General features: G+C 41.2%; 20 protein-coding genes. 15 read left to right on the top strand and 5 right to left on the bottom strand.

From position 1 onward, the window contains the following. The first annotated feature begins 28 nt into the window (after nt 1–28). The 11 genes from C5749_RS01480 to C5749_RS01440 all read left to right on the top strand — a co-directional run bounded on the left by C5749_RS01480 (nt 29) and on the right by C5749_RS01440 (nt 13285). Entirely contained in the window at nt 29–3385 is a 3357-nt protein-coding gene (locus C5749_RS01480) for a SusC/RagA family TonB-linked outer membrane protein (protein WP_245893581.1), read from the top strand. 14 nt (nt 3386–3399) lie between these two features. Further along, a complete protein-coding gene (locus tag C5749_RS01475) occupies nt 3400–4866 on the top strand; it encodes a RagB/SusD family nutrient uptake outer membrane protein (protein WP_105722368.1) in 1467 nt (488 codons plus the stop codon). A gap of 19 nt (nt 4867–4885) precedes the next feature. Beyond that, the gene (locus tag C5749_RS01470; RefSeq protein WP_181151243.1) at nt 4886–5737 is read left to right on the top strand and encodes a DUF4843 domain-containing protein; all 852 of its coding nucleotides are present in this window, start codon (nt 4886–4888) and stop codon (nt 5735–5737) included. 60 nt (nt 5738–5797) lie between these two features. Beyond that, complete coding sequence (locus C5749_RS01465) at nt 5798–7342, top strand: PKD-like family lipoprotein (protein ID WP_105722364.1); 1545 nt, start codon at nt 5798–5800, stop codon at nt 7340–7342. A gap of 24 nt (nt 7343–7366) precedes the next feature. Further along, the gene (locus C5749_RS01460; protein WP_105722362.1) at nt 7367–8485 is read left to right on the top strand and encodes a TlpA disulfide reductase family protein; all 1119 of its coding nucleotides are present in this window, start codon (nt 7367–7369) and stop codon (nt 8483–8485) included. 5 nt (nt 8486–8490) lie between these two features. Then, on the top strand, nt 8491–9579 hold the full coding sequence (locus C5749_RS01455; protein WP_105722360.1) for a TlpA disulfide reductase family protein: 1089 nt from the start codon (nt 8491–8493) through the stop codon (nt 9577–9579). A gap of 159 nt (nt 9580–9738) precedes the next feature. Then, entirely contained in the window at nt 9739–9894 is a 156-nt protein-coding gene (locus C5749_RS19575) for a hypothetical protein (protein ID WP_181151242.1), read from the top strand. A gap of 478 nt (nt 9895–10372) precedes the next feature. Continuing rightward, on the top strand, nt 10373–11998 hold the full coding sequence (locus C5749_RS01450) for a hypothetical protein (RefSeq protein WP_181151241.1): 1626 nt from the start codon (nt 10373–10375) through the stop codon (nt 11996–11998). Nucleotides 11999–12024: 26 nt separating this feature from the next. Beyond that, nucleotides 12025–12180 carry a hypothetical protein gene (locus tag C5749_RS19570; protein ID WP_181151240.1) on the top strand — a complete coding sequence of 52 codons (156 nt, stop codon included), beginning with the start codon at nt 12025–12027 and terminating at the stop codon, nt 12178–12180. Between the two features lie 101 nt (nt 12181–12281). Next, the gene (locus C5749_RS01445) at nt 12282–12596 is read left to right on the top strand and encodes an alginate export family protein (RefSeq protein ID WP_105722356.1); all 315 of its coding nucleotides are present in this window, start codon (nt 12282–12284) and stop codon (nt 12594–12596) included. Between the two features lie 197 nt (nt 12597–12793). Then, on the top strand, nt 12794–13285 hold the full coding sequence (locus C5749_RS01440; protein WP_245893580.1) for a DinB family protein: 492 nt from the start codon (nt 12794–12796) through the stop codon (nt 13283–13285). A gap of 178 nt (nt 13286–13463) precedes the next feature. On the opposite strand, the gene C5749_RS01435 is transcribed toward C5749_RS01440, so the two are convergent. Both C5749_RS01435 and C5749_RS01430 read right to left on the bottom strand, forming a co-directional pair. Next, on the bottom strand, nt 13464–14096 hold the full coding sequence (locus C5749_RS01435; protein ID WP_105722353.1) for a hypothetical protein: 633 nt from the start codon (nt 14094–14096) through the stop codon (nt 13464–13466). An 11-nt stretch (nt 14097–14107) separates the two neighbouring features. Next, the gene (locus C5749_RS01430; RefSeq protein WP_105722351.1) at nt 14108–14485 is read right to left on the bottom strand and encodes a YkvA family protein; all 378 of its coding nucleotides are present in this window, start codon (nt 14483–14485) and stop codon (nt 14108–14110) included. A 433-nt stretch (nt 14486–14918) separates the two neighbouring features. Between C5749_RS01430 and C5749_RS19565 the strand changes: the two genes are divergently transcribed. Beyond that, complete coding sequence (locus C5749_RS19565; protein WP_181151238.1) at nt 14919–15077, top strand: hypothetical protein; 159 nt, start codon at nt 14919–14921, stop codon at nt 15075–15077. A 384-nt stretch (nt 15078–15461) separates the two neighbouring features. On the opposite strand, the gene C5749_RS01425 is transcribed toward C5749_RS19565, so the two are convergent. From C5749_RS01425 to C5749_RS01415, 3 genes are all read right to left on the bottom strand, one after another. Next, on the bottom strand, nt 15462–15821 hold the full coding sequence (locus C5749_RS01425; protein ID WP_105722349.1) for a nuclear transport factor 2 family protein: 360 nt from the start codon (nt 15819–15821) through the stop codon (nt 15462–15464). 494 nt (nt 15822–16315) lie between these two features. Continuing rightward, nucleotides 16316–17068, bottom strand: coding sequence for an SDR family oxidoreductase (locus C5749_RS01420; RefSeq protein WP_105722347.1), 753 nt, complete (start codon nt 17066–17068; stop codon nt 16316–16318). 318 nt (nt 17069–17386) lie between these two features. Continuing rightward, on the bottom strand, nt 17387–17917 hold the full coding sequence (locus C5749_RS01415; protein WP_105722345.1) for an NAD(P)H-dependent oxidoreductase: 531 nt from the start codon (nt 17915–17917) through the stop codon (nt 17387–17389). Nucleotides 17918–18016: 99 nt separating this feature from the next. Here C5749_RS01415 and C5749_RS01410 point away from each other — a divergent pair, with 99 nt between their 5' ends. From C5749_RS01410 to C5749_RS01400, 3 genes are all read left to right on the top strand, one after another. Then, entirely contained in the window at nt 18017–18397 is a 381-nt protein-coding gene (locus tag C5749_RS01410) for a winged helix-turn-helix transcriptional regulator (protein ID WP_105722343.1), read from the top strand. Between the two features lie 53 nt (nt 18398–18450). Next, nucleotides 18451–18819 carry a VOC family protein gene (locus C5749_RS01405; protein WP_105722341.1) on the top strand — a complete coding sequence of 123 codons (369 nt, stop codon included), beginning with the start codon at nt 18451–18453 and terminating at the stop codon, nt 18817–18819. A gap of 195 nt (nt 18820–19014) precedes the next feature. Beyond that, nucleotides 19015–19833, top strand: coding sequence for a helix-turn-helix domain-containing protein (locus C5749_RS01400; RefSeq protein ID WP_105722339.1), 819 nt, complete (start codon nt 19015–19017; stop codon nt 19831–19833). The last annotated feature ends 36 nt before the right edge of the window (nt 19834–19869 follow it).

The raw sequence follows: 19869 nt of genomic DNA, 5'->3' as shown, positions 1-19869 counted from the left end.
GCACCAACCAAAATCAACGGTAAAATTAATGAATATAAATTACTTAACACGAGTGATGAAGATCATCATGTTCTTAACATTGGCTGGACTGTTAACAGTAAGTGCGTCCAGCTATTCCCAGCAGATTACGCTAAAAGGAAAAAACATTCCCTTTGCACGCATTATAGAAGCTATCCGGCAACAAACTGGCTATACTGTATTTAGTTCCAAAAGTTTGTTGGAAGAAGCCAAACCCGTCACCGTTGATGTGCGGGGCATGCAATTAGGGCGTTTCTTAGAACAAATTACAGCGGGTCAATCTATCGCGTATCAGCTGGAAGACAAAACCATTTCCCTTTCCCGGAAAGCGAAAACCATGCCTACCGTCCAGATGCCGAAGGCCGATGTACAGCAACGCTTAGTTGTAGGAACTGTACACCAAGCTGAGACCAAAGCCCATCTAGAAGGTGTTACTGTGCAGGTCAAAGGAACTAAGCTGAGTTGCAGTACCGATACCAGGGGACGCTTCAGACTCATCCTGCCAAACGAAACGGGGAGAATATTTTTAGTTTTCACCTACGTTGGAATGAAGACCTTGGAAATGGAGTATAAAGATCAAGAATACTTGTCCGTACAATTGGAACCCGCTGCCGATGCTATCAAGGATGTGGTAATTACCGGAATATATCAACGTAATAAAGAAAGTTTTACGGGGTCATCGGCTACCTATACGGCCAAGGAGTTGCAGATGGTAGGCAATCAAAATGTTCTTCAAAGTCTAAAAACATTAGATCCCTCCTTTGCTGTTATCGATAACAATCAATTTGGATCAGATCCCAACCGTATGGCCAACATCGAAATACGCGGCAAAAGCAGTGTTATTGGTTTAACCGACGAATTTAGCTCGGATCCAAATCAGCCGTTGTTTATTCTTGATGGTTTCGAGAGTACGTTACAGATCATCAGCGATCTCAGTATGGATCGCGTAGAAAGCATTACTTTATTAAAAGATGCTTCTGCTACGGCTATTTATGGTTCCAAGGCTGCAAACGGTGTGGTTGTTGTCGAGACGAAACGACCGGTACCTGGACAACTACGCATCAATTACAACCTAAATGGCTCCGTAAATTTTGCAGATTTAACGGACTACAATTTAATGAATGCGGAAGAAAAGCTGCAATTCGAACTTTTATCGGGCTTCTACGGTTTGTTGAATGAAAACGGTAATCTCATAGTGGGTACCAACCCTGCCAGCGAGGCGAATTATAATAACCGTTTAAAGGAAGTTCGTCGCGGCGTGAATACCTACTGGCCCAATGAGCCGTTGCGCACCACGTTGAACCAACGTCACACGCTGTTTGCTGAAGGAGGTGACGCCAATCTAAGATATAGCGCATCGATCAATCACGGTGTGAACAAAGGTGTGATGGAGGGATCTGATCGACAAACGACTAATGGTAATATTCGTCTGCTCTATCGTAAAGGAAACATTTCTGTTAATAACTCGCTGAGTATAGATAATATACGCGCAAACCGCGAGAGCGTTAGTTTCGCTAGTTTCTCTCGAGCAAACCCTTATTATCGCAAGTACGATGCAGATGGTCGTCCCAATATGCTACTGGAGAGCTACATCTATAATAATGCTAATTTCCAACCACAAACGGTCAATGTCTATAGTCCCTTATATGATCAAGAAAATTTAAATATAGACTTAGAAGAAACACAGGGGTTTACCAATAACTTTGAAATAGAATGGCGGATAATGGAATCGTTACGAGCACGTGGTCGCTTCGGTATCCGTAGTATGAATACAAGCCGTGAACTATTCCGTTCACCTTTCAATACGGAATTTATAGAAACAGATGTCCTAGAGCGAGGACGCTATAACGAATCGAATGGAAAAAACATCAATTATGATGGTGATTTTAGCTTGACCTACGGAAAGCTGTTAGCAGAAAAACACATGGTCAATGCAGTTGCCGGTGCGCGAATGGAGCAAAATAAACGTCAGCAAAGTTCCTTCGGTGCAGCGGGTTTTATCGATGATGAATTTTCTAATCCCAGTTTTGCATTAGGATATTATACACAACAGCGACCTAACTATGAGGAAGCTGTACGAAGGGGGGCAAGTTTTTTTCTGAATACTGGATACGCCTACGATCAGCGCTATTTATTTGATGCTACGTTACGATCTGATGGATCATCCGTTTTTGGATCCGAAAGACAGTTCTCTACCATTTGGTCTACAGGAGTAGCTTGGAATGCACATAACGAGCACTTTATAAAAAATGCTGTGATTAGCTGGCTAAATCAACTCCGAATTCGGGGATCAATCGGTAACCCGGGCAATCAGAATTTCGATAACTATATATCCATGCGCCTTTATCGCTACAACAACGACAACCGCAATCCTTTCGGTGCAAGTACGTTAATCAGCAACATGGGAAATAGGGGTCTGCAATGGCAAACTACCTTAGACCGGAATGTGGGTTTCGACCTTACGATATTTAACAACCGTCTCCGATTTAACGGAGATTACTTTGTAAAGACGACCGATCCGCTATTGGTTATTGTATCCCTACCATCCTCGACTGGCGTGAGTCGAGTGGCACAAAACATCGGCGAACAAGTAACACATGGTTTCACCTTGATCACCGATTACACGGTGCTAAAACGCCGCCAACTAAGCTGGCGGATTAACCTTAACTTACGTCAGCTAAAGGCCGAATACCGTAATATGGGCAATCAATTGGCTAACTTTAACGAAGCCAATAAGAGCCGCAATCTCGTTCGCTATTACGATGGCGGAAGTCCTTCAGACCTCTGGGCCGTACGTTCGGCCGGTATAGATCCCGCGACAGGACGAGAAATATTCCTGAACCGCAATAATGAACAGACCTTTGTACACAACTATCAGGATGAGGTCATCGTTGGAAACAGCGATCCAGATCTTGAAGGCGTAATCGGGACAAACTTTTTCTACAAAGGTTTTACTGCTTCTGCCTACTTAAGGTACCGCATCGGCGGGCAAGCTTTTATGCAAACCCTTTTTGAAAAGGTGGAGAATATATCTCGGGCCAATGTAACCTTAAATCAAGATAAACGTGCGCTTTACGAACGCTGGCAAAAGCCAGGAGACGTAGCTCGTTTCAAAGGCATTGCACTTACTGAGACAACGCCAATGTCTTCTCGTTTCGTAGAAGATAACAATCAACTCATTGGTGAGTCTTTTTCTTTAGGTTACGAAAACACCAACGCAGCTTGGTTAAAATCGATACGTGCATCATCCGTGACCTTTAGGGCGTTTATGAATGATATTTTCCATCTATCGACCATTACAAATGAGCGGGGCATTGATTATCCGTTTGCGCGGTCGATATCCTTTTCAGCAGCAGTTCGATTTTAATAGATAAGTATAATATGAAAACAATACACAATATATATATATGCCTGGTATTAAGTTTATTGACCCATTCATGCAGTAAATGGATAGACGTGAAGCCCACCGATCGGCTGGATGAAGATCAACTATTTATAAACCGGGAAGGCTATCTGAAAGCGTTAAATGGCGTCTATGTAGAAATGGCCAATACAGCGCTTTACGGGCGGGCCATGACGACCGGAGCAATAGACGTACTGGGGCAGTATTATTTTATGAGTAGTTCTACGCATAACTATCACAGATACGCTACGTTCGCCTATACGGAAAGCGACGTAAAAACTACGTTTGACAATGCCTGGCGCAAGGCGTATGAATTAATTGCTAACTGCAATGTTATCTTAGAGAAATGCGGTGATGAGCCTAGCGATGTACTTCCTCAGCCATATTACGGCATTATTAAAGGGGAGACATTGGCCTTGCGTGCGATGCTGCATTTGGATATGTTACGCTTGTTCGGACCAATCTATACGGAAGAAAATAAGGCAACTTTGGCTATCCCTTACGTTAATAAAACTGGATACGATATAGCTCCGTTGCTTGGATCTGAAGAGATAATGGCACATGTAGTGGCTGATCTTGAAGCTGCTATTTTATTGATGGAAGATACCGATCCGATACGCACAGATGGTGTTCGCAACGGGAATAACCCCTCGGGATCTAACGACCTCTATTATCGTCAATATCGCTTAAATTACTATGCCACCAAGGCGCTATTAGCACGTGCATACTTATGGCAAAACAATAAAGCAGATGCGCTGACGCAGGCAGCAGAAGTATTGGAAGAAGTATTTACCGACGACCAGATAGTTTTTCCTTTCGTTACTTTCGCGCAAGCGACCCATCCGACCACACCAGATCGCTTGTTTAGTTCTGAGGTTATGTTTGCGTTATATGACATCAACCGGGACCGAATGTATGACAGGCTCTTCAGCGTAAATCTAACGTCGGCGAACAAGCTATCGTTTAGTGCTGGCGATGAGGATGAACGCCGCGTCGACGACCTGTACGATGATGGAAACGACTACCGCAGGCGAATTTGGCAAACGGCATCTAATGCTACGGTATCCGCTACAACCAATATGAAATATGCCGACATCGCAGACGGCCCGGGAAGGTACATGATTCCGCTGATCCGGATTTCCGAATTACTACTGATTGCCGCAGAGTGCCATCCTGACTTAACGATCGCAACGGAGTACCTGAATGTGTTAAGAACTGCTCGAAACACTGTCGACCTCGCACCAGTGACAGAGGCTGCACTAAAGCTGGAGATCGGCAGGGAGTACAGAAGGGAAATGATTGGCGAAGGGCAACAGTTCTTTTTTTACAAACGGAATGCCTACCAGTCGATACCTAATCACGCTACCATAACGGGCGTCAAAACAATGGTTTTGAATAATTATACCGTTCCGTTACCCGATAGCGAAACCTCACAAAGAAACTAATATCATGAAATATTGCGATATGAAAAGAATATTAATGTATCTCCTACTCTTTCAAGCTGCGGCGTTCATGAGCTGCGAAAAAGAATTAATGGATTACGAAGGACGTGAAGGCGTCTATTTTGCTATGCAACATGGCGATAGCAATCGGTCTCCAGAATCTTGGCCTTATCAACCTTACAGCAACATAGATTTTGTAAGGATTGGGCTGGATGAAGTTGAGATTCCAATAAAAATTGCTATTACAGGACCTGTAAAGGAATATGATCGCGTCTTTTATGTAGATGTAAATCCCGATTCGACAACGGTCGTCCTGAATCAGCATTACGAAGCAATTGCACGTGAATGGGTTATTCCCGCAGGAGCAATATCCACTACAGTTAATGTGCATTTAATGCGTGCGGCAGATCTGGAAGATGAGCCAAAAACGTTGGGTCTGCGTTTAACTGGCAGTGATGACCTCGCATTGTCTTTCCCTGAATGGGACGCTATCCCCTCGCTTGACGGCGGTGCTACTGTTGAAGAGTTTGACGCCAGCTTACATACTTTGAGGATAAATGACATTATGGTCGAACCTGAGATCTGGCGAGGTTCGATACAAAGTGGAAACCGTGAAAGCGGGTTATTTGGTGCCTTCACTCGGAAAAAAATGGAGTTTTTGATTGATAACCTGGGGTTAACCTACGAAGACTTTGCGAGCGAGGAAACTATGCCGCTCGCACGCTCTCTGCTAATTGGGAGCGATGCCTCTACGATCTTAATCGAACGCTACAATGCCGGCAATCCTATCTTAGAAGATGATGGCCGGCTCATGTTTATTGGTAGTGTCCCTTGGACTTCTTATATCGGCGTTCCATGGGTTCCTGGCCCATAGTCATAACGATAAGAGTCGAACGTATAATAACATTTTCACATGAACAATAATTGAAATTTAATGAAATTACTTTTTTACTTCATAGCAGTTTTGTCTTTTCTGGCGATAGCGTCTTGTAGCAAAGATTTGGGGAATTACGAATATTCAGCTATTAATGAGTTAACAATCCTGGATGTGGAAAGCGAATACATACTACGTACGGGCATAGACACATTACATATTCAGCCCGATATCGAAGCAACTAAACATAATGAAGATACAGGAGACTACAGCTATTTGTGGATACTGAAAAGGGAAGGAAGAACAGTTCGTGATACGATCGGTCGCGAACGTAATCTCGATTATGCCGTACGATTGGAGCCGGGTGAATTCGATCTGTATTACCGCGTGATTGATAATAAGACAGGCGTCACCTGGATTGCGAATATACGCCTTATCGTCAGCACTGCTTATTCCAAGGGTTTACTCATTATCGGAGAAGATGAACAAGGCTTTGCTGAGGCCGAAATGCTCGCAATGCTAACAGATACTGTTCATATCAAGCGAATTCTTTCAACAAGCGGGCTTCCTCTCCTGAAAGATCCGATCAGCTTAGTACACACCGGTGGCGACGCAAATTTCAGAAAGCTATGGGCTTTTACCAAATCCGGATCCTACTATCTTGACCGCTCAACAATGACCGCTACAGCGAGTAATAATTTCAGTCGGCTATTGTATATATCGGAAACCATAGACCCTGAGACGCTACATCCCGTCGTCGTAGCACCTCAAATACGCTCAGCGGCCGGTGCAATTGGCAGTAGCTTATATCGGGCAATGGTTACCTTAGGAGGTGACGTATTTGCTGGTGCACCAATTATATCCGGAGGAGATTTTTTCAACAATCCGATTAATCGATTGGCGTCTGCGCCCCAGGTACGAATTCCAGCCGCCCCCTATTTACTCTACCCTATTGGCAGCATGAACTCGATAATGTGGTACGATATGCAAAACCAACGCTTTCTTAATTACACCGGTATAGCGATTGCTACGTCTTCAACGGTTTTACCGGACGACGGCGGACCTTTCCCTTGGAACCAACCGGCAGGACGAACATTGGTGTATGCCGAAAATACTCGTAATAACGACGGCGCATCTACCAATGGAAACTCGTTCGCGATTATGAAGGATGCTGATAATACACATCATGTCTATAAGTTTTATGCGAACGGAACCAACCCTAGAAAACACGCTGCATATACGGTAAAACCGATTGCTACAGATTTTGATCGGGCCGACTTCTATGCTTTTTCTTCCAACCGCAGTGTGATCTTCTACTCCGTAAAAAATAAGTTATACGCGTATGACTATAATCCTGGTTTCGAAAAAATTTATAGCTATCCTGAACTTAGTACAGATGAAATCACCATGTTGAAGTTCGACACACAGATTGACCATTTATTGAATAGCCTGTATATCGCTACCTATAACAGCGAAAGAAAAGGTACACTAAGTCGCTTCCTTGTAGGGACTAATCCGAATGTGGTGGAGCTATTACGACAAGAAAACAGTACATGGACGGATATGATTAAGGTAAAAGACATCAATTGGCGAGCAGTAAATTAATTAAAAAATTAAAAAAAAACAAACATGAAACTAACACACATTTGGGTATTTATCGCAATTTTATGCGGCCCGGTAGCATCCTTTTCTCAAAGTGGAGATTTTACTATTAAGGGCAAAACAAATCCTCGGCACAATGACAAGTTTATAAAGTTGTACTACGTTAACGATACGACCAAAATCACAGATAGCGTGATGGTAAGGAACGGGCGTTTCAAATTACACGGGCGCGTACTTTCTCCCACCGTAGGTAAGCTGGGTATTCAAGAGGGTGAAACTGTCGATTTCATTGATTTGTTTCTTTCAAAAGGAACCATCCGTGTATCCGCAAAAGATTCCATTCGCTATGCCCTTATCAGTGGCACAAAAATGGTCGAAGCACACGAGCGATTGGCTCGACAAATACGACCCTCAGAAACAAAGCTCTTTGACGGGCTGAACAGGTTTCAAAAGATGCCAGAAGGCGAAAAAAAGAAAGCATACATCGCGAAGTTGATGCCTGAGATCAGTAAGCAACACAGCGCTAAGCAGCAAATAGTTCATAACTTTGTATTAGAAAACCCTACGTCTTACGTCTCCCTTTATTATCTCGATAAAACTGCACTGGGAAGATTGGCCAACTATGAGACCACGTACCCTTATTATGAAAAATTGAGTGCTGAATTGAAGGAAACCACACTTGGGAAACAATTAGAAGAACGTTTACTTGCCGCCAAAGGTCAATTGACTGGAACAACCTATAAAGACTTTTCTTCTGCTACGCCGGAGGGCAAAACCCTTAGTCTGAAGGAAATCATTACTAAAAATAAATTTACGTTGGTCGATTTCTGGGCCAGCTGGTGCGGCCCCTGCCGCAAAGAAAATCCACACGTAGTCGAAGCATACAACGCGTTTAAAGACAGGGGATTTACGGTTCTCAGTGTTTCGTTAGACGATAACGAAAGTCGGTGGAAAGCCGCCATTGAGCAGGATGGGATGCCTTGGTATCACGTATCAAGCCTTAAAGGCTGGAAGGAACCAGCGGCTGCACTATACGGTGTGCGAGCCATTCCACAAAACATACTGATTGATGGACAGGGAAAGATTGTGGCAACCAACCTCCGTGGCGAAACCTTATTTAACAAGATTCAGGAACTGCTAAAATAAATAACATGTATAGATTTAAAAACTTTAAAGCACTATCGGTGCTGTGGTTAAGCTTATTCGTACTAAATACAGGGATTGCACAAGAAACTTTCCAGCTCAAAGGAAATTTATCAGGTCCTGCGATGGAAGGTAGCGTAGTTTTGTTGGCCTACCATAACGGAAAATCGTTTAAAAATGATACGACACGTATCCGTCATGGTCACTTCGAACTGAAAGGAACTGTCGCAAAACCTGTGAAGGCCCTTCTTTTCGTTGGTTATTCTAAAGAAGAGGAGGCAAAAACAGAGAAAAGAGGCGAAACCATTCATTTTTATCTGGATTCAGGAATAACAAATATAAAAGGAGAACGTGTAGTAACTGCCACTATAACAGGAAGCCCTGCGCAACGTGATTTCGCTATCCTTCAGCAGAGCCTTAAATCTATCGGCTGGAAGGTTATGGGCAAAAAAGAAGCGCTCATCCTCGCAAAAAGAGACAGTGTACATTTAGCTTTCTTAAAGTCCCACCCTGCTTCTCAAGTGTCTTTCGACTTAATGAAAGAAATAGGTAGACCCAATCTCCTGGCGGAACGATACGATGAGATGTCAGAAATATACAGCAATCTATCCGAGGAATGGCGCGATTCCGAAGATGGACAGCGGGTTGGCAGGTTGTTACTTGGCGCTAAAAAATTGGGCATAGGAAAGGATGCTATTGATTTTACGATGAACGACGTGTCGGGCAATCCGATCAGCTTATCTGATTTCCGGGGGCAATATGTATTTTTAGACTTCTGGGCTTCGTGGTGTGTACCTTGTCGTGCTGAAAATCCGCATCTGGTCGAAGCATATGAAAAGTTTAAAGACAAAAATTTTACGATACTGGGTGTTTCCCTCGATAAAGAAAACGGTAAACAAAAATGGCTTGATGCGATCGAAAAAGATGGTCTTCCTTGGATTCACGTATCCGATTTAAAAGGATTCGATAATGCCGCTGCCAAAAGCTACGAAGTACAATCCATTCCTATGAATTATCTCATCGATCCTGAGGGTAAGATTGTTGCAGTCGGTCTACGCGGAAAACAATTAATACGCCACTTGGAGAAAACGTTGTAAAAAACTATTTATAGCATAAAAAAGAAGGTGTCCACGGAGAGAAAAAGAACTGGCTGGAGAAGATGTCCTCTCCTGGACGCCAGAATTAACTAGCTTGCGAAAAAGTCGAGGAAGAAACAGCTGTTGCGGTCAATGCGGCCCTCTTAAATCTGTACCGAAATGGCAGTGACAGCGTGGCCTGGTATTCCGACAAAGAACATCGTACCGGAAAAACCGATGGAGAAAATAACCGATCTTAAGATCGTACAGGAGAAATTGGCCGGAATCGTAGAATTTGAAGAGCAGGGCAATTATCTGGGCGTAAAAAAACATTAAGTTCAGAAACGGCCCTTCGGTCACGAATGAAGTCGACCTGAGCGAATGTTCTTTCGTAGCCTACTTTCCTTCCGAAGACGTTTTGCTGCTGGAATGTGAGCTTTTTGAACTTGTTAAAGCTGAAACTCCCGAACAGTAAAAGCTAGTCGGTAATCAATCAAGAGGACAGATTTTTGTCATATTTCAATCTAACGATATCGAAGGTCGTATTCCACGGAACGCCAGCGACTGTGCCGGGAGGCAAAGGGGTTGGTTTTGAAGACTTATATGGAAATCAATTTGATTTATATCAGCCGGAATGAAATAAAACGAAATTTTAATCGAGCACTTTCTGATACTAAAACTTGCCATAATAGATTTTTTTGAAGAATGTCTTAGATTAATAATGAATATTATTATCTTAGCTATGAATATTAATGGAGTAATCCAACTTGAAATTTTGTAATACCTTCGTATGATATTAACTAACTTCCTTAATTTGAAATTAACAATAACTATATTGGCCGTATTGACACTTTTTACGCTATCAAATTGTTCTAAAACAACGGAAACCGAGACCATAACGCATAATAACATCAAATTAAACGTTCGGGTTCTCGGAATTGCCGATATGAAGATCAATCAATCGGTCAAATCAAAAGCTAGCAATGGCAGCCTGGGTGCTTCCCAAGACCCAGAGCTCATTTCGGAGAAAATTGTGTCATTCCCGTCCTTTGACACGCAGCTTTCGCTGCGACAGGCAGATATCGATAATCGGCATTCCGTAGGGAGATCCCGTATATCGGGCAGAGCAGCTACTGGAGGCAAGCGATCCGCTGCTATGGAGAGTGGTATTACTTATCGATTATGGATTTACGATGAGGATGAGGCTTTGGTGAGTTCGACTCAACTGACTGCTGACGGTCCTAGCGAGATAACGCTTCCTGGTGGTGAAACGTACAGTTGGCATGCAGTGTCTTATCACAACTCCGACCCTATTCCTGACGTAGATAGCAATAATCCTGTATTGGATGTTCCGGAAAACACAGACCTATTATACGCTTCTGGTATTATAGAGGCTCCTGTCCAAACGTCCGGAAAAAACTTGTCTGTAGGAATCGTTTTTGCACATAAATATGCCCGTATAGCCCTAGAGTTAAACACCATGGGCATGTTTGGAAATATGAACAATGTGGGACTAACTATATCGGGCGCCGCGGGGACAAAAGCCAGCATAAATTTAAAAGATGGATCATTATCTAACATTTCATCTGACCCCGCCACAATAAGCTTTGACGATTTTGAAGATGTCGACCCCCTTCATACTGATCGCAAGATAGCCTATGTGTATACGGCTGTAGAGAGTTCAATGGATTTACAGGTAAATATCAACGCGTTAGATATTCAGTTGGGTAACGGTACAAATCGCGTATTTTCCAATCTCGCGGAAAATCCCGCTGTATTCGAATTCAGCTTTACACCTCAAATAGGCGCAAGTTATACAGCAACCATGAATTTCATTGAATCGTTTTTAACTGTCAATTCGACCAAATTTGCTCGTACCAATCTATATTATCATGGCGGACATAACCCCTACCGTTTTCTTCCCACAAATGAACATACAGATGCGAGGAACACCTATTTTTCGTTTCGCGGAGTTCTGCCCGGTCAATACGGAAACAGCTTAACCAGCGGGGATCCCTGCGCATTGGTATATCCCGAAGGTACCTGGAGAACACCGGGATTTAACAACTTTATGATGATTGTTCCTGTATTTCCTATAGAAACCTATAAAATTGAAAATGGACTGGGTTATTTTGAGTACGAAGATACCCAAGGAACGGGTGCACCGTATCCGAGCGACAAATTACGTATTAACTTCAATGGGTATGGCACGGCAGTAACCGAAATGAATGGCGAAATTGAAATTGATCTGAACGACTCGTATGGAAGATCAGCGAACCTCTGGTCGACAAGTTCAGATGGTCTAGGAGGACTCGGCGTTTTCTATTATCATGGTGCCTCGGGACTAGGTGATAATATAAACAAAGAAATGATTGATTATCAAGGAACTGGATATGTGCAGACTACTTTTAAGAACATACGGTGTATTCGCGTGAGGTAATTAAATCTTAAAAAATAAGTTGATCGATGAAACAAGATAAAAAAATAAAATACGAAACACCAACTATTGAGTTGGTTGAAATCGAAATGGAAAATGGTGTTGCTGCGGGTTCGACAGCAAGTCAACCTCAAATTAACGACTGGCAAGATGGAGGATCGGAAGCGGACAACGTGGATTTTTAGTGGTGGTTTTTCTATTGTTAATGAAGTAGAAGTGAATTAGGTCTGTTCGTCTTCGTATGTCTATAGCGTCCAACTATTCGGTCAGAAAACATAGATAGGAAATAAATGATGATAAGAAGTTTGGTTCAGACAATATCAGTGCTTTGGCAATTTCTTCCGAAATCGGTTATGTGTTTAAGCATACTACGGGGTTGCCAGCGGTAAAGCTGAGGAGCGATTATATTTCGGGAAATAAAAGCTCAAATGATGGTCAACTCGGAACCTTTAATGCTATGTACCCAAAAGGCGGATATTTCGGTATGAATCCCCAAGCAGGTCCGGCAAATTTAATACCTGTTCATCCTAATCTAATCTGGAATCCTGCCGAGATACATTGGCACCGCATATATGACCACCTTTTCGTGGAAGTTAGTTAAAAATCCTGAGGCTCCCATCTTCAGGTTATTTTTTGGGGGCATCTCGTATGCTCGGCTCTTTTAAGGGAACAAATAGGTATTGGTGCCATTCTCCAGAGTAGCCTCTCCTTGCGTTATCATTTTCATTTCCTGTCTTATGCGAAGTAGATTAAAAATGAATACACGTAAAATTGTAATATATTAAACAATATATGAATATGGAACTAAAGGAAGTTTTTCAAGAAATAACCGACGAATTCATTGCAGTAATAGAGACCTTGGACGAAAATGAAATTAATATGAAGCCGACGAATAAAGACTGGTCTCCTGGGCAGATTGGTGACCATATACACAAATCCTATGCCTCTGCAGAAATAATGATCGGACGTACAGAATTAACTATCCGCGAGCCTGATGAAAAGATACAATCCATCAAAGATGTTTTTACGGATTTTACAATACAGATGGAATCGCCTATCGAGATATTACCATCGGAGCAACGCCTTGACAAATCGGTTTTACTATTGAATTTGCGAGATCGTATTGCACAGATTAAAGAAATTATCCATACAAGGGACCTTTCTAAAACCTGTCTCGATTTTGTTATCCCGGAATACGGTGCGTTTACTAGATTGGAATGGGCTTGGTTCAACACCTACCATACACAGCGGCATTTGCATCAGTTAAAAAACACCATTCGCGCCATCTGAGGTGAAACCCTTGTGAATATGTGCTAAATATACATTTATTAAAAACAAAAAGCATGCTTTGTCGTTTTTTGTTGTAAAAGACTTTTTTGTCCATTGCCGGACACAAGCTGTCCGTCGTTAAAAACTACAGAAATGAAACGACATTGAAAATTATCGATTAATACTCAATACATGTTGATCACATGATGCTGTTCTTGGCTACTTTCAATATTTTCTCCGCTTTCCGTCCTATGTCTTGGGGCAATAACCTAAAATTTGCGTCTTTCTCTTCGCGGTATTGATCTTCTAGTTGAAACGGAATCCAAGCGGTTACTTTTGATTTTGAAAACTTATCCCCTGCCAGACGCGTGTACACAATTACTTTCAAAGGCTTAGCGTCTAAACCATCTGACTCTTCAAAATAAGTCAGGTAAAACTCAGGGAAGCCATCGTTATTGGCATCTCCGATTTCACAGGAATTAATAAGGTACTTGGGCTGTGCCAAACCTACTGCAAAATCTTTAAAAACTATCTGTGGAAGGAGCCCGCCATGATCTTCTAGAAAGATACCTGCGTGTAAATCTTTAGGGTTGTTATCAAAATAAGCGGAGTTCTTAGCCTTACTTTCATTGAGAAACCACACGTAACTCCCATGGTTAGGGACGAAAGTTTTGACAATCATGACTGGATTTCCCGATAGTGGATTGCCGAGATCTTCCATGATCTCGGTGTATTTTTTGTCTGCAGGAAAATAAACTTCCGTCTGGATCTGTGCAAAAGATACTATGCCTATTGTACAGGCAGCAATGAGTATTAATGTTCTAAAAATCATGAATATCGTGCTTATGTAGTCGGACGCAATGCAATCCATTTTCGGTACTTGATCAGTTCGGACTTCAGCCTGCCGAGGGCGTAGCCAATAATGGCAACATCATCCGCCCATCCTAAAGCCGGCAGGATATCAGGAATGGCATCAAGCGGAGAGATAACATACACAACAGTCGCTACAATAATTCCAAGGTTTAGCCTTCCTATTTTATAACGGCCTTTAATCGAATCGTTAGCCATCGCTAAAATAAGTTTAAATTCTGCTTTTCTATCAGAAAGATGTTCCACTAGATTGTCGGCATCGGCTATATCTTTATCTGTAAGACTATATGTTTTGAAAACCTTGAAAAGCGCCAACGCTTTTCCCAAATACCTCAGTTTTTGTAGTACCATTAATCGAATAACTTAAGTAACACCAATCCCATAAGACCAAATTTTGATCCATTCTTTGATTCCTGCCATCTTTACATGTCTATAAGCTCTAATCGAATATAATGTTAGCTATAGCTGAGCATGCGCAAGCTATATGGACTTTCTTATGATGATTTAAAAAATCACGACTGGACGGAAGCGGATGTACCGGGTTGTAAGGGAACTATTGCAGTATACATTGAAGCACACGTTAATATGTGTTAAATATACACTATGTAGCACTAAATTGCCGTACTTATCGTTATATTTGTACTTCATAATTAGGTTTATAATTGGTTAGTTAGTTAAAAATCCTGAGGCTCCCCGCTTCAGGATTTTTTTATTATAGCTTCAGCTCTTCTCCTTTCCGCGGGTTTTGTGAATTTCGGCTTCCTATGGAAAACATCTTATAATTATGGCAGAAAGCGACTCTACAAGGGCCGGCCTCAATACGGTATTGAAGAATTTGATCGAAGATAAAGCGTGTTTTAATCTTTACCCATTTTTCTATGTAAATGGCTTGGGCGGTTCGCTAGATATAAAGTCTACACGCGCAAGCTATTTGACTAGATAAAAACAAATTACAGCACTACAACTGGGCAGTAGCAGATATGCCTATTGTTATGGAATTATTGTATATCGAACTAAGCATATGTTAATATGTGTTAAAACTACACTTAATACAACGAAAAGCATTCAATTGTCATTATATTTGTATTTCATAATTAGGTTTATAATTGGTTAGTTAGTTAAAATCCTGGAGCTCCCCGCTTCAGGATTTTTTTATTATTTCAGCTTTTCTATTCCTTTACCGTGAGTTTTGTGAATTTTACTGTTTCCAGGCCTATACGGACCGACGTATGAAGTCAGTACAGCTTAGCAACTGATCGATAATTAGCAAATCCTAGTGAATACACCGGGAACAAATACGTGTTGCAACCGTTCTGCATAGTAGCACTCAGCAAGACACGCTGCTTGCGGCAATTACTTTCCAGTGCTCGTTAAATAATTTCCAGATTCTGGTAAATTTGACGCCATTTTCAAATGGTTGATCCAGATAAATGCCCCTGATATTTTTGCTGACCACAACAGCGCAGGTATCTCCGAATAGGTGTAACTGCTGGTTTAAGACTGCTAGTTCGGTAATTTTTAAATCTCCGCTGATATGAGGAGCCAAATCCTCCTTTTTGGAAAGCACCATCCCTAGATGATTAACAAATATCAGTTCATCGTGAAGCAATTGATCCAGTACTTTTACATCGCTGCTTAAGATGGCTGCGATAAGTTGTGCTTCTAACTTTAAAATTTCGCTCTCCATAGCTTTTTTTGAATAAAGCTAAAAGTAGAAAAATTATCTTTAAATCCCGTACAAAACGTCAGATTAGTGCCGGCGTTTGTATCGCTGACAAAACAGCATTCCGGAATCTGCGTTTTTGTCGTGTAATGTGCAATCATGGCAGTTAAAACGGCTATGTGGAAGAAATTTTAAGTGAAAGAATTGCCATTAGACATTATTCCGAAGTATAAAAGTCATCCATTTGTCAATATGTGTTGATTGTACACTAAGCACCGCAAATGGTACGGGAATTGATATGATATTGGTACTTCATAATTTAGGTTTATAATTGGTTAGTTAGTTAAAATCCTGAGGTTCCCCGCCTCAGGATTTTTTATGACGCATCGTTGCAGCTAATAATCCTTTTAGTATTCCGCATTGTTCATCTGTTAACAGATTTGAGATGACAGCATAACCGTTCGTATGCATTACTTCGGTTATGTTTTGCCAGTCGGCACTTTATAACTTTTGTTTTATCATCTTATAACTGAAATTCCTGCGTCTACTGTTAATTCTGTTCCGTGAATGTATGAGGCTTCCTGAGAAGCAAGAAAAAGCACTGAATTGGCTATCTCGGATGGCTCACCAAATCGCTTAAACGGTATCGTAGGGATAATGCTTTGAATAGCATCTTCAATTTGAGAAGAGTCTAAGCCAGTATTGTTGAAGCCGTTGGTTCTGATGTATCCCGGACTTATTCCGTTTACCCGTATACCTTTTGCCGTAAATTCTGCTGCAAAGGTTTTAATAAATGATTGTACTGCTGATTTGGCCGCTGTATAAACCGAAAAATTGTCGACGACCATCTCCGTAACCACAGAAGTATTAAGAACAATCGAACTTCCTGCTTTCATCAAGGGCAAGACTTGTTGCACTGTAAAAAAAGTACCTTTGACCAATATGTTGAACAATTCGTCAAAATGGGCTTCGTCCGCATAATCGATAGATGAAAACTTGCCGTACCCGGCATTGACAAAAAGTAGATCAACGTTGTCTGTATATTGTTTTAGTTGTGTCTGCAGCAACATTATATCTGCCATATTGCTCGCATTTGATACAATGCCGAACGCATTTTTCCCTAATAGTTCTGCGGCTTTATTTACGGTATCTGCAGTTCGTCCTGTGATAATTGCTTTACCGCCTTCGTCGATAAACTGTTGGGCTGTAGCAAACCCCATTCCGTTTGTTCCGCCCGTGATGAGGGCATGCTTGTCTATAAATTTTTGCATTTTTTTCAAGTTTAAAATTCTGTAACAAAGATCGCAAAGAGTGTTGTGGTAGAAAATCCGAAACTTGCTATTATTGCAATAACATTGGTTCTTGCATTTTTCCAACCTATGATAGCGGTCTTTCATGTTCTGTTCCACATATAACCGCGGATGCTATTGGATGATTGGAAAACTCTATGACAGTGAATTAGCAACGCGAGGGGCACCGCTTAGCATATCCGCTTCACGAGCGGTTATATGGGAGATCTGTAAAAAGCATAGCATAGTTAGGTTTATAATTGGTTAGTTAGCAAAATCTTGAAGTTCCACGCTTCAGGATTACAAGGTATCCAAGAATTTGATGTAAAGTGGCACGCTCTTTTCGATTCGCTCGGCCGTTGCTTTGTATTCCATACCGTAATAGGCAAAAAAAGGCTGATAATCTGCGCGAACATACTCCCAAGTCAATTCAAATGGGCGGGTCAACTCTTTTAGGGTGTATTTGTATTTTTCGCCTGCCGCATATTCGTGTTCTTCGACACCAGCGGACATGGCCAAAGCTATCTTCTTTCCTGAAACCTGATAACCACTTGCGCTGCCGTATGCCCATCCATAAATCAATACCTCATCAATCCATTTTTTTAAAAGTGGTGGACAACTATGCCAGTAGACGGGAAATTGAAAAACAATTTTCTCATATTGTTTTAGTAGCTTTTGTTCGGCTAATACATCAATCTTCTCATCCGGATAAAGCTTGTAAAGTTGATGGACAGTGTATTTTTCTGGTGCTTTTTCCAGTTCTTCAACCCATCGTTTATTAATCTTAGAATTTTCTATTTCGGGATGTGTAACAACAATCAGTGTTTTCATTTCGCTAAAGTTTTAGATCTAACAAGACAAAATTAAGGCTAATACATTTACTTTTGTATCCTAGCAACGAATTGTATGATACTATAAAAAATGTAAGTAATGGCTGGAATCAAGGAAACATCTACTAATTACGCAAATAAACAAGCTTTGGCCGACGAATGTGCGGAAGCATATGCTGCAAACATAATCGGAGGTCAATGGTCTCTGGTTATCTGTTCTTGGCTATTGAACGGCAAACTCCGTTTCGGTGAACTGAAGCAGTTGCTACCTAACATAACAGAACGTATGCTTACGCTGCAATTGCGCAAACTCGAAGCTAGCCATATCGTGAAAAGAACGATTTATGCAGAAGTTCCTCCGCGGGTTGAATACGAGTTGACGGCCATCGGTTATGAGCTCAAGCCCATCATTAAGGGGCTCGAAGAATGGGGTGAGAAACACAAACTGATGGCCATTAGGATCTTAGCAGACAACGAATAGAGAAAGAATACCGTAATCTTAATAGCATTCATTTATCTTAAAAAAAACACACTATGACTGAAATTAATTCGCAAAAACTAAAGCACGAGCAGGTACAATATATCGAGTTTCTATCAAAGGATATTGTTCAAGCAAAAAACTTTTATATAAAATGTTTCGGCTGGGAGTTTACAGACTATGGAACAGAATATACATCGTTTTCAGGAGATTATGTTGACGGAGGTTTTACCTATGGAGATCCAGTTAACGGGACGATCTTGGTCGTTCTCTATTCAGAAGATATTGAAGCAACTCAAAGCAAGGTTATAGATGCGGGAGGCACTATTGTCAAGGATATCTTTAATTTTCCAGGAGGTAAACGCTTTCAGTTTACAGATTTGGATGGATATGAACTTGCTGTGTGGTCAGATCTTTTGACATGATGTTTGTAAGTTAATATTTTGTAAGTTAGTGTTTTTAGTGCATGATACCGCGATAATTATAAAAAATATCTAAATAACAATTTGGCGTATCGGTATCAGTAAAGATATATTCATTTTTTTATTTCAGTTCACCGATTTGGACGGCTATGAACTTGCTATTCGGCCGGTATATTAAACACCATAAAGTGAAGTTATTTGGATAAATTGATACACATAGAGCATACGACGAAAGATCAGCTTCGAGAGTTGAAAGAACCGTATTATTTTATTTTATTAATCGGAGAAGACGCTTCGTTTTCTTTAGACTTTAATGAATATCGATGTCGAGGAAACAACTTACTATTTCTTTCTCCTTATCAATTACTAAAATGGAATGGTAATGCTACATCTATTGAAAGTATGCTTAGATTCCATGGTGATTTTTATTGTATAGAATATCACAAAATGGAAGTCGCTTGTAATGGCATACTCTTTAACAATATCTATGAATCCCCGTTTGTCTCGGTCCCCGCGGCGGTTTTCCAAGAAATAAAAAGTACTTTCGAAAAAATTTTGACTCTCGATATTTCTGATAATAGTTGTGATCTTCCCCTTGCAAAGACATATCTCCAACTGATTCTGGCATTAAGTAGCCGGGAAAAGCAGATACAAATTTCTGAGCGAGCGTTGTCTCTTCAGAAAGAACAGGTAGCCGATTTTAAAACCGTTCTGGAGAGTCATTTTATCGGTTCCCGATCTGTTGTATTTTATGCCTCATATTATGGTTTATCAGTAGACGTATTTAGCAAAAAAATTAAGCGATATTTTAATAAATCTCCTTCGGTACTTATTCAGGAAAGAGTAATCTTGGAGGCAAAAAAGCTATTGCATCTTACGTACAAAAATATCAAGGAAATTGCTACCGAATTACGCTTTGAAGATGAGTTCTACTTCAGCCGATATTTCAAGAAACAAGTAGGCCTCTCTCCTAAAGCTTTTCGTGAACAGGTAGGTATTTCTATAGTTGCAAAATAGTCTATGGATAACACGTATTTGTCCATTCTTTTCAAG

The organism is Sphingobacterium gobiense (assembly GCF_002980575.1).
Lineage (GTDB): Bacteria > Bacteroidota > Bacteroidia > Sphingobacteriales > Sphingobacteriaceae > Sphingobacterium > Sphingobacterium gobiense.
This window is presented reverse-complemented; position numbering and strand designations above follow the sequence as displayed.

Bases quoted from the DNA above. Each gene is read 5' to 3' on its own strand.
- C5749_RS01475 (WP_105722368.1), top strand. From the start codon at position 3,400: ATGAAAACAATACACAATATATATATATGCCTGGTATTAAGTTTATTG.
- C5749_RS19575 (WP_181151242.1), top strand. From the start codon at position 9,739: ATGGCAGTGACAGCGTGGCCTGGTATTCCGACAAAGAACATCGTACCG.
- C5749_RS01470 (WP_181151243.1), top strand. From the start codon at position 4,886: ATGAAAAGAATATTAATGTATCTCCTACTCTTTCAAGCTGCGGCGTTC.
- C5749_RS01480 (WP_245893581.1), top strand. From the start codon at position 29: ATGAATATAAATTACTTAACACGAGTGATGAAGATCATCATGTTCTTA.
- C5749_RS01460 (WP_105722362.1), top strand. From the start codon at position 7,367: ATGAAACTAACACACATTTGGGTATTTATCGCAATTTTATGCGGCCCG.
- C5749_RS01410 (WP_105722343.1), top strand. From the start codon at position 18,017: ATGGCTGGAATCAAGGAAACATCTACTAATTACGCAAATAAACAAGCT.
- C5749_RS01425 (WP_105722349.1), bottom strand. From the start codon at position 15,821: ATGGAGAGCGAAATTTTAAAGTTAGAAGCACAACTTATCGCAGCCATC.
- C5749_RS19570 (WP_181151240.1), top strand. From the start codon at position 12,025: ATGAAACAAGATAAAAAAATAAAATACGAAACACCAACTATTGAGTTG.
- C5749_RS01435 (WP_105722353.1), bottom strand. From the start codon at position 14,096: ATGATTTTTAGAACATTAATACTCATTGCTGCCTGTACAATAGGCATA.
- C5749_RS01430 (WP_105722351.1), bottom strand. From the start codon at position 14,485: ATGGTACTACAAAAACTGAGGTATTTGGGAAAAGCGTTGGCGCTTTTC.
- C5749_RS01455 (WP_105722360.1), top strand. From the start codon at position 8,491: ATGTATAGATTTAAAAACTTTAAAGCACTATCGGTGCTGTGGTTAAGC.
- C5749_RS01415 (WP_105722345.1), bottom strand. From the start codon at position 17,917: ATGAAAACACTGATTGTTGTTACACATCCCGAAATAGAAAATTCTAAG.
- C5749_RS01440 (WP_245893580.1), top strand. From the start codon at position 12,794: ATGGAACTAAAGGAAGTTTTTCAAGAAATAACCGACGAATTCATTGCA.
- C5749_RS01405 (WP_105722341.1), top strand. From the start codon at position 18,451: ATGACTGAAATTAATTCGCAAAAACTAAAGCACGAGCAGGTACAATAT.
- C5749_RS01465 (WP_105722364.1), top strand. From the start codon at position 5,798: ATGAAATTACTTTTTTACTTCATAGCAGTTTTGTCTTTTCTGGCGATA.
- C5749_RS19565 (WP_181151238.1), top strand. From the start codon at position 14,919: ATGGCAGAAAGCGACTCTACAAGGGCCGGCCTCAATACGGTATTGAAG.
- C5749_RS01420 (WP_105722347.1), bottom strand. From the start codon at position 17,068: ATGCAAAAATTTATAGACAAGCATGCCCTCATCACGGGCGGAACAAAC.